Annotated in this window: 9 protein-coding genes; 2 read left to right on the forward strand and 7 right to left on the reverse strand. The window is 69.9% G+C overall.

Annotated features, from left to right (window positions below; all coding sequences use genetic code 11):
- Positions 1-104 precede the first annotated feature (104 nt).
- Positions 105-1,265, forward strand: coding sequence for an iron-containing alcohol dehydrogenase (locus D457_RS0122830; RefSeq protein WP_017582996.1), 1,161 nt, complete (start codon positions 105-107; stop codon positions 1,263-1,265).
- A gap of 62 nt (positions 1,266-1,327) precedes the next feature.
- On the opposite strand, the gene D457_RS0122835 is transcribed toward D457_RS0122830, so the two are convergent.
- The 7 genes from D457_RS0122835 to D457_RS0122865 form a co-directional block, all read right to left on the reverse strand.
- The gene (locus tag D457_RS0122835; protein WP_017582997.1) at positions 1,328-2,200 is read right to left on the reverse strand and encodes an ABC transporter permease; all 873 of its coding nucleotides are present in this window, start codon (positions 2,198-2,200) and stop codon (positions 1,328-1,330) included.
- On the reverse strand, positions 2,193-2,963 hold the full coding sequence (locus tag D457_RS0122840) for an ABC transporter ATP-binding protein (protein WP_017582998.1): 771 nt from the start codon (positions 2,961-2,963) through the stop codon (positions 2,193-2,195). Before D457_RS0122840 ends, D457_RS0122835 begins: the two co-directional genes overlap by 8 nt.
- Positions 2,960-4,018, reverse strand: coding sequence for an ABC transporter substrate-binding protein (locus tag D457_RS0122845; RefSeq protein WP_026116926.1), 1,059 nt, complete (start codon positions 4,016-4,018; stop codon positions 2,960-2,962). The genes D457_RS0122840 and D457_RS0122845 overlap by 4 nt, the downstream gene beginning before the upstream one ends.
- A 360-nt stretch (positions 4,019-4,378) precedes the next feature.
- On the reverse strand, positions 4,379-5,239 hold the full coding sequence (locus D457_RS0122850) for a MetQ/NlpA family ABC transporter substrate-binding protein (RefSeq protein WP_017583000.1): 861 nt from the start codon (positions 5,237-5,239) through the stop codon (positions 4,379-4,381).
- A gap of 230 nt (positions 5,240-5,469) precedes the next feature.
- Positions 5,470-5,856, reverse strand: a complete 387-nt coding sequence (locus D457_RS0122855) for a rhodanese-like domain-containing protein (RefSeq protein WP_017583001.1) — start codon at positions 5,854-5,856, stop codon at positions 5,470-5,472.
- A complete protein-coding gene (locus D457_RS0122860; RefSeq protein WP_017583002.1) occupies positions 5,853-6,407 on the reverse strand; it encodes a cysteine dioxygenase in 555 nt (184 codons plus the stop codon). The genes D457_RS0122855 and D457_RS0122860 overlap by 4 nt, the downstream gene beginning before the upstream one ends.
- 341 nt (positions 6,408-6,748) lie before the next feature.
- Positions 6,749-7,192 carry a hypothetical protein gene (locus tag D457_RS0122865; protein WP_017583003.1) on the reverse strand — a complete coding sequence of 148 codons (444 nt, stop codon included), beginning with the start codon at positions 7,190-7,192 and terminating at the stop codon, positions 6,749-6,751.
- A gap of 156 nt (positions 7,193-7,348) precedes the next feature.
- Here D457_RS0122865 and xylB point away from each other — a divergent pair, with 156 nt between their 5' ends.
- Positions 7,349-8,740 (forward strand): xylulokinase, encoded by a 1,392-nt coding sequence (gene xylB, locus D457_RS0122870; protein WP_017583004.1) that lies wholly within the window; start codon positions 7,349-7,351, stop codon positions 8,738-8,740.
- Positions 8,741-9,044 lie beyond the last annotated feature (304 nt).

Below are 9,044 nucleotides of genomic sequence, written 5' to 3' on the forward strand. Positions count from 1 at the left end.
GGACGGCGGAACGGGGTAGGTAGACCGGCGTTGAGCCGCGGCCCGCCGTTGATCCCGGGCGGGCTGCCGGTGCCCGTACTCCCGTCCCCCTCGGAGGTACCGACGTGACCGCAACCATCGCCCTGCCCCATGTCATTCGCGTGGGTGCGGGGGCCTCGGCCGAACTGGCCGGGACCCTGGACTCCCTCGGCCTGTCCCGGCCACTGGTGGTGACCGACCCCTTCATCGCCGGACAGCCCTTCTTCCAGGAACTCCTGACCCGGCTGGAGAAGGCCGGGTTCTCCCCCGGGGTGTTCGCCGAGACCGTCCCCGATCCCACGACCACGGTGGTGGAGGCGGGGCTGCGGGCCCTGCACGAAGGCGGTTTCGACTCCCTGGTCGCGGTGGGCGGCGGCAGCCCCATCGACACCGCCAAGGCCGTGGCGCTGCTGGGCGCGCACGGCGGCCGGATGCGTGATTACAAGGCGCCCGTGGTCACGGACTCCCCCGCCCTGCCGGTGGTGGCGGTGCCGACCACCGCGGGCAGCGGCTCGGAGTGCACCCGGTACAGCATCATCACGGACGTCGAGACCGGGGAGAAGGTGCTCTGCGCCGGGTTGGCCCTGCTGCCCCGGGCGGCGCTGGTGGACTTCGAGCTCACCCTGGGCATGCCGCGGCGGTTGACCGCGGACACCGGGGTGGACGCCCTGACCCACGCCGTCGAGGCCTATGTGAGCGCCAAAGCCAACCCGGTCGCCGACGGGCTGGCCCGCGAGGCGATGCGCACGATCTTCACACAGCTGCGCGCCGTGTACGCCAATCCCGGGGACCGTGCGGCGCGCGAGGCCCTCATGGTAGGCGCGACCCAGGCCGGGATGGCCTTCTCCAATTCCAGTGTCGCCCTGGTACACGGGATGAGCAGACCGATCGGCGCACATTTCAAAGTCGCGCACGGGCTGTCCAACGCCATGCTGCTGCCAACGGTCACGGAGTTCTCGGTGCCCTCGGCGCCCGAGCGCTACGCCGAGTGCGCCCGGGCGATGGGGCTGGCCGCCTCCGGCAGTACGGACGGGGAAGCCACCGGGGCGCTGGTGTGGGAGCTGCGCCTGCTCAACCAGGAGCTGGAGGTGCCCACCCCGCGCGAGTACGGCATCGGAGCGGAGCGCTGGTGGGAGCTGGCCCCGCTGATGGCGGAGCAGGCCCTGGCCTCGGGTTCGCCCGCCAACAACCCACGGGTACCCACGGCCGAGGAGATCGTGGAGCTCTACCACGCCGTGTACGGCTGACCGTCTCCCGGCCTACACGCACCCTGGTCGCGGCGGGGCCGGAGGCTTGTTCCGGCCCCGTGCTACTTGGTGACACCCCAGCGGCGGCGCAGGAAGCGGTCAGCCCAGTTGAAGAAGACATCGATCATGATGCCGATGGCCAGCACGATGATGATGTAGCTGATCAGCCGCTCGGCGTCGTTGAGCTGGCGGGCCTGGCTCAGCGCCCAGCCGATCGAGTTCTGCTGGTTGATGATGACCAGGAGCTCACCGGCCATGAGGGAGCGCCAGGCGAACGCCCAACCCTGTTTGAGTCCGGTGACGAACATCGGCAGTGCCGCCGGGACGATCAGCAGGGTGTACCGCTGGACCCCGCGCAGTCCCATCACCTGGCCCGCGCGTAGCAGCGACGGGGACACGTAGTCGATACCCGAGGTCAGCCCGCCCGCGATCGAGGGCGCGGCCCCCAGGATGATCACGAACATGATCGCCGACTCGCTGATGCCGTACAACAGCATCGCGAAGGGGAACCACACGATCGACGGCATCGTCTGAAGGCCGGTGATCAACGATCCGATCGCCACCCGCAACGGCTTGATCTGCGATACCGCCAGGCCCACGACCACACCGACAGCGAGAGCCAGCGCGAAGCCGACGAAGGCCCGGCGCATGGTGACCTGGACGGCCGCCCAGAACTCGGGGGTGGTGATCTCGTTGAACAGGGTGGGCAACACCCGGTCAGGCCCGGGAAAGACCCACTCGGAGCGCCAGCCGGACCAGACGACGGCCTGCCACACGACCAACACCAGCGCGACGGCGGCGAGCTTGGGCCAGGTGGCGGCCCAGATCCCGCGGGCGATCTCGCCTGCGCCGCGCTCGTTGACGCCGTGCTTGGGCTGGAGTTCGAGGGCGTCCAGCCCTTGGACCTGGCGGTCCCGCATGTCGGTCTCAGGCATGACGCGAGACCTCCTCACGCAGTCGGTCGGTGATGACGGCGGCTTGTTCGGCGATCTGGCCGGAGTCGATGCGTCGGGGGCGCTGGCCCTCCACCTCGAACTCGGCGATGACCCGGCCCGGTCGGCTGGAGAGCAGCACGACCCGGTCACCCAGGCGCACCGCCTCGCGCACGTTGTGGGTGACGAACATGACGGTCAGTTTCCTTTCCCGCCAGATCCGCTCCAGTTCGTCGTGGAGGATGTCGCGTGTCATCGCGTCCAAGGCCCCGAAAGGCTCGTCCATGAGCAGGACGTCGGCGTCCTGGGCAAGAGCCCGGGCCAGGGCCACGCGCTGGCGCATGCCGCCGGAGAGCTCGTGGGGGCGTTTGCGGTCGAAGCCGGTCAGGCGCACCAGGTCCAGGAGTTCGGCCACCCGCTGCTTGCGCTCGGCCTTGGGAATCTTGTTGACCTTCATCGGGACCTCGATGTTGGCTCCCACGGTCAGCCACGGGAAGAGCGCGGCCTCCTGGAACATCATGGCGACCTTGTGGTCCCCCGTTTCCACAGCCCCGCTGGTGGGCTGCTCGAGCCCGGCGATCAGGGAGAGCAGAGTGCTCTTGCCGCAGCCGGAAGCACCGACGATGGCCAGGAAGTCGCCGGTGTCGACGGAGACGGACATGCCGTCGATCGCCGTCACGGCGGCCCTGCCGCGTCCGAACACCTTGGAGATGCGGTCGATCTCCACAGCCTTGGCGCTGATCGGGGTTTCGGTGATGGTGGTCATGCGGACCCTTGCCCTTCCAGCCCCGCGACCGGCCCGTGTCCGGCCTCGGCCAGGACGTCGTTGAGCGGGTCGAGGGCGTAGATTCCGTTGAGGTCGACTGGTTCCAGCAGGCCGACCGCCTCCGCGTGCTCGGCGCCGGATCGCAGCGAGGCCGCCACGGGGTCGGCGGTGAAGGTGAGGTTGTCGAGGGCGGCCTCGGCCACCTCCGGGTTCAACTCGGAACCGGTCAGTTCGGCCAGGTGTCGGGTGGCCGTCTCCCGTGCCCGTTCCGGGTTGTCGTTGATCCAGTCGACGGATGCCACATGCGCTTCCAGAAGGGCTCTGACAGCTTCTGGTTGCTCTTCGAGAAAACGGGCGCTGACGATCAGGTTCGTGGTGACGAAGCGCCCCTCGGTCTGGGGCCACATGTCGGCCTCGTCCACGAGCAGCTCGGCGCCGTACTCGACGCGAAGGCGGCTCAGGTGGGGTTCGGGGAGCCATGCACCGTCGATCTCGCCGGCCCCGAACGAACTCACGGCCTCAGGATTCTCCTGCGGGATGATGGAGATGTCCCCTCCCCCGGCGGTGTCGGCTTCCCAGCCCTGCCCGCGGACGAACCAGCGCAGCGCCACATCCTGGGTGTTGCCGAGCTGTGGGGAGGCGAGGGTGGTGCCCCTCAGATCGTCGACGTCGTCGATGCCGGGCCTCACGACCAGTCCAGCGCCCCCGGATGTCGAGCCCGCGACGATTCTGAGCGCCTGGCCCCCGGACTGGGCCCACCCGTTGATGGTCGGGTTGGGGCCGACGAACGCGGCGTCGACGTCCCCGGAGAACAGCGCGTTGATCACGTCGGGGCCGGCGTTGAAGGTCTGGGTGCTGAACCCGGTATCGCCGAGTGCCTCGTCGTAGATCCCGTTCTCCACGCCCACCAGAGCGGGGGCGTGGGTGATGTTCGGGAAGTAGCCGAGGGTGAGGCCGGATCGTGTCTCGCCTGCCCCGGCCGCACACCCGGTGACGACCATGCCCAGGGCCAGCGCCACCGCGGCAGCTTTCGTCGGGCTTGGGGAAACACGCATCTCAGGGATGCCTTTCGGAAGCGGCTTCGGACGGACGGGTGAAACTCTACTTAATAAGTAGGTTTTGTGGAAGCACCGCCCCCGCGTTTTCCTCGGCGATGACCTGCCCGAACTCGCCCACACCGCCCCGAACCCGTCCCACCCAGTGGGAAGTCGCAGATCAGAAGGGGAGGACCCCAGACAAGCCCCGAAACCGATCCCGACTCGGGGTGACATACAAAGTGGGATCCAGGTCACACGCGAGGGCAGGGGCTTCAGAGCACAGGCCCGCCCCGGGCACAGCAAGAGGGCGGCGGAGTCAGGGGAGACCTCCGCCGCCCTCACCGGGGAGCCGAAAGGCGCCGCGTGCGGCGCGTGCGCTTATTCGACGATGTCGCCGTCGGCGTCGACCGCCAGGACGACGCCCTGCCAGGTCTGCTGGATGTACTCCAGGACCCGCTCATCGTGGAGCAGCTCGGCCAGCAGCTGGACACGCTCGTCGTCGGCGTTCTCGTCCAGGGCGACCAGGCCGTTGGCGTATTTGTGGACGTAGTCCTCGCCCTCGGGCTCCCAGGCCAGGACGTTGGCGTCCTCGGTGATCTGGGCCTCGATAGCGTAGTTGCCGTTGATGACCGCCGCGTCGACGTCGGAGATGGAGCGCGGGAGCTGCGCCGCCTCCAGCGGGGTGACGGTCAGGTTGTTCGGGTTGTCGACGATGTCGCTCTCGGTGGCGGTCTCACCGGCGTCGGGGTCCACGGTGATCAGACCCTCGGCCTCCAGGATGGACAGCGCCCGGTTGAGGTTGGCCGGGTCGTTGGGGACCGCGATCTTGGCGCCCGTGGGAAGGTCGTCGGCGCTCTGGTAGGTCTCGGAGTACAGCCCCAGCCGCTCGATGTGGACGTCGGTGATATAGGCCAGTTCCGCGTCGGGACCGTTCTCGACCCACTCGTTCAGGAACGAGCGGTGCTGGAAGTAGTTGGCGTCCAGGTCGCCGTCGACGAGCGCGGCGTTGGGCGTGTTGTAGTCGGCGATCTCCTCGATCTCCAGCTCCAGCCCGGCCTCCTCGGCGAGGTTCTCGTCGATGAAGGCGAGGATGTCGCCGTGCGGCACAGGGCTGACACCGATCCGGAGCGGCCCCTCCCCTGCCTCGACGGACCCGGAGGACTGCTCGCTGGGTGCACCGCAGGCGGCGAGGGCCAGGGTCAGGGCGGCCGCGCCGATGAGGGTCGAGGTCGTGCGCATGGTGCGCTCCTTCGTGATCTTGGGATGGAGGATCGCGGGGGGCGAGCGACGCCGACGCGAACGCCGGAGCCGGGGCCCGGACCTCCTGGTGGGAGGCCGACGGGCTGGCCAGAGCTTATCCCACCTTTTTGGTAGGAAAATGCCCTGGGGGCCCTCATCAGGAGTGGCCTCGGCCACAGCACCGGAGGAAAGACCGGAACGGGGCCCAGGCGGGCGAGGACGGTGGCGGGTCAGAAAGCTGGCTCGACCACGGGCAGCCCGGCCGCACGCCAGGCCCTGAAGCCGCCGACCAGGTCCGTGGCGCGGGACAGCCCCAGCTCCTGGAGCTGCACGGCGGCCAGGCTGGAGGCATAACCCTCGTTGCAGAACAGCACGATGTGCCGGTTCGCCGAGTCGGCCTCGGGCACCCGGTCCGGGCTGGTGGGGTCGAGCCGCCACTCCAGGACGTTGCGGTCGATGACCAGCGCCCCGGGGATCTCCCCTTCGGCGGCGCGGTTGACGATCGGCCGGGTGTCCACCAGCAGCGCCCCCTCGTTCTGGGCACTCAGGGCCTCAGTCGGGGTGAGGCGTTCCAGGCGGGCTCTCTTGCTGTTGAGCACGCGTTCGATGAAGCTCATCGGGCCGCTCCTTCGGCGGCGGGCACCGACTCCAGCACGGGGACATCGGGCTCGGGTTCGGTGGTGAGGATACTGCCGGTGCGGCGCAGCGCACCGTCCCCGGTGACCTCGTAGTAGTGCATGGCCGTCAGCGGCGGCGAGTAGGCGTGCACGCTCACGGCCGGACGGTCCGACGTGTTGATGACGTCGTGCACGTGGCCGAGCGGGAAACGGCCGCCCTCACGCTCGGCGAGGGCGCGCTCGCGAAGCCCCCCGCCCCAGTAGTGCTCGACCAGTTCGCCGGTGACGACGCTCAGGGCACCGAGGGAGCCCGCGTGGTCGTGCAGCCGGGTGGACTGGTCGGGGGTCCAGGAGATGAGCCAGACGTCGGTGTAGTCATCGGAGTGCAGCCGGACGGACCAGCGGTTCTCAGCGTCGAAGCGGATCTCGTGGAGCCCTTGGCGGACTTCCTCGGCGACCCTGGCGGTCAGCTCGGACAGGCGGTCCAGGGTGAGGGGCGTGGGCGCGGCGGCCGGTGCGGCGGCGGGCACGGCGGTGTCGTTGACGGTCATGGGCCTTCTGGCTTCCCTCCGGGCGGTGTCAGTGTTCACGCTGGCAAGGGATCACTGACAGCGCTCCTCGAAGGGGACCCGCCGCCACCAGGACAGGTGTGATGATGCGCCGTCTACCATGCACGCCAGTAAACCATATTCCCTACAGGTTTAGTTGGTAGAGACGGATTGGCAAGCGTCACACCCTCATCCGAGCCCACGGGGACCGCCGCCACTGAGCACCAGGGCTCCGGCGACGCGGTCGCCCGCCTCGAAACCCCGCGGCCACCGGACCCGACACCCGGCCCTTCACCCGAATAAAGGATGCCCTGACGGCTTCCGGAGCTTCCCTTCTCATGCGATCAGGACGATGTGCCCGCGGTCCGGGAGCGAGCGAGCAGGCCCCTGACACGATCGATGAGGCCCCCGAGCGCGGTACGCAGTCGGCCCGTCCGGGAGGCCTGGCGCAGACCGGGGCTGACCGCCACCGGGGCCGGTCCGGCGAGCGGCGCGGTGACGGTGAGGCCGTGCGCGGTGCGACGCAGGGAGGGGCGTCCGACCGGCGCCGACAAGGCGATCCGGCACAGAACCGCACGGTCGGTGCTCCGCAGCAGCACCAGGGCGTCAGGCTCATGGAGAACAAGGACCTGCCGGGGATCGACCCCCGGAGCGAGCTCGACGTCGACCACCAGGCCTCCCCCGCTGCGACCGCTGTCCACCCGGACCACGGGATCGACGGGGAGCTGGGACCACAGGGCCTCCTCGAAACCGGGATGGACACCCTCGAAGACGTCCGTCACGCGCATCGGACCACTCCCCCTTGCCTTGAGTTCAACTGACTCAATTTTATTGACGCCCTCAGGCGAGGGCAAGGGGATTCGTTGATGGACAGGGGGCTGTGATCGTCATCACCGAAGGTGCGAGAATGGGCCGCGCCCGACCCCCAGCAATACGGAGCAGACATGGCCCTGGTCGCCGGTATCGACAGTTCCACCCAGTCCTGCAAGATCGTGGTCTGTGACGCCACCACCGGGAAGGTGGTGCGCGAGGGCCGCGCACCGCACCCGGACGGAACCGAGACCGACCCCGCGCACTGGTGGTCAGCCCTGACCACCGCCTCCTCCGGCCTGCTCGACGACGTCTCCGCCGTGTCCGTGGCCGGTCAGCAGCACGGCATGGTGGTGACCGACGAGGACGGCGAGGTGGTCCGTCCCGCACTGCTGTGGAACGACGCCCGCTCCGCCGGGGCCGCACACGACCTGGTGCGTGAACTCGGCGGGCCCCAACCCTGGGCGAACGCCGTGGGCAACGTGCCCGTGGCCAGCCTGACCGTCAGCAAGCTCCGCTGGCTCGCCGAGAACGAACCCCACAACGCCGCCCGCGCACGCGGGGTCATGCTCCCGCACGACTGGCTGACCTGGCGTCTGGGCGGCGCCCGCACCGAACCCACCACCGACCGCGGCGACGCCTCCGGAACCGGCTACTGGTCACCCGCCGACGGCCACTACCGCCCCGACCTGATGATCCAGGCCTTCGGCCGCGAACTCGACGTCCCGCGCGTGGCCGCGCCCGCCGAAGCCGTGGGCCACACCCCCGAAGGCGCCGTCATCGCCCCCGGCACCGGCGACAACATGGGCGCCGCTCTCGGCCTGGGACTGCGCCCCGGCGACGCCGTCCTCTCCCTGGGAACCAGCGGCACCGTGTTCGCCGTGCACGACCGGGCCGCACAGGATCCCACCGGCACCATCTCCGGTTTCGCCGACGCCACCGGCCACTTCCTCCCGCTGGTGTGCACCCTGAACGCCGCGCGCGTGCTCAGCGCCACCGCCGCCATGCTCGGCACCGGCCTGTCCGGGCTGGACACGCTCGCCCTGAACGCCGAACCCGGCGCGGGCGGGCTGGTCCTCCTCCCCTACCTGGACGGGGAGCGCACCCCCGAACTCCCGCACGCCTCGGGCTCCCTGCACGGCCTGCGCCGCGACAACATGAGTCCGGAGAACATCGCCCGCGCCGCCGTGGAGGGCATGCTGTGCGGGCTGGCCGACGGTCTGGCCGCCCTGACCGCAAGCGGGGTCCCGGTCGAACGCGTACTGCTGGTCGGTGGCGGTGCCCGCTCGGCCGCGGTGCGCGCCGTGGCCCCGATCGTCCTGGGCACCCCCACCGTGGTGCCGCCCGCGGCCGAATACGTGGCCATCGGCGCCGCCCGCCAGGCCGCCTGGACTCTGGCCGAAACCGCTGAACCTCCCGCCTGGACCCTGGGCGCCCCCGAGGAGGAGTCCGCCCCCGCCACCGACGTCGGCGCCAGGGTCCGCGCACGCTACGCCGAGTACCGCCGCACCACCCACGGCGTGTAGCCGACGAGCTGGGGCCCGGTCGATGATGGAGGCTGTTGGCGAATCCGCAGTATTGGGGCCCGGAGAAGCGGAGAGCCTGACATGGGGAGGCTGGTCTGGAGAGGCTTCTCTGTGTCAGGCTCGGGCTCGGGTAGGGCGTCCGGGGTGGGGGCTGGGTGGGGGCTGGGGCCTGGGGCCTGGAGCCTGGAGCCTGGAGCCTGGAGCCTGGAGCCTGGAGCCTGGAGCCTGTGTTTCTGGTTGCGGTTCCCCCGTTTCCTGCCGCTTGATGGTTGCCGTCTGCGCTGCGCGCGTCAAGGTCGTCGCC

The sequence above is a fragment of the Nocardiopsis valliformis DSM 45023 genome (genome assembly GCF_000340985.1).
Classification (GTDB): Bacteria; Actinomycetota; Actinomycetes; order Streptosporangiales; family Streptosporangiaceae; genus Nocardiopsis; species Nocardiopsis exhalans.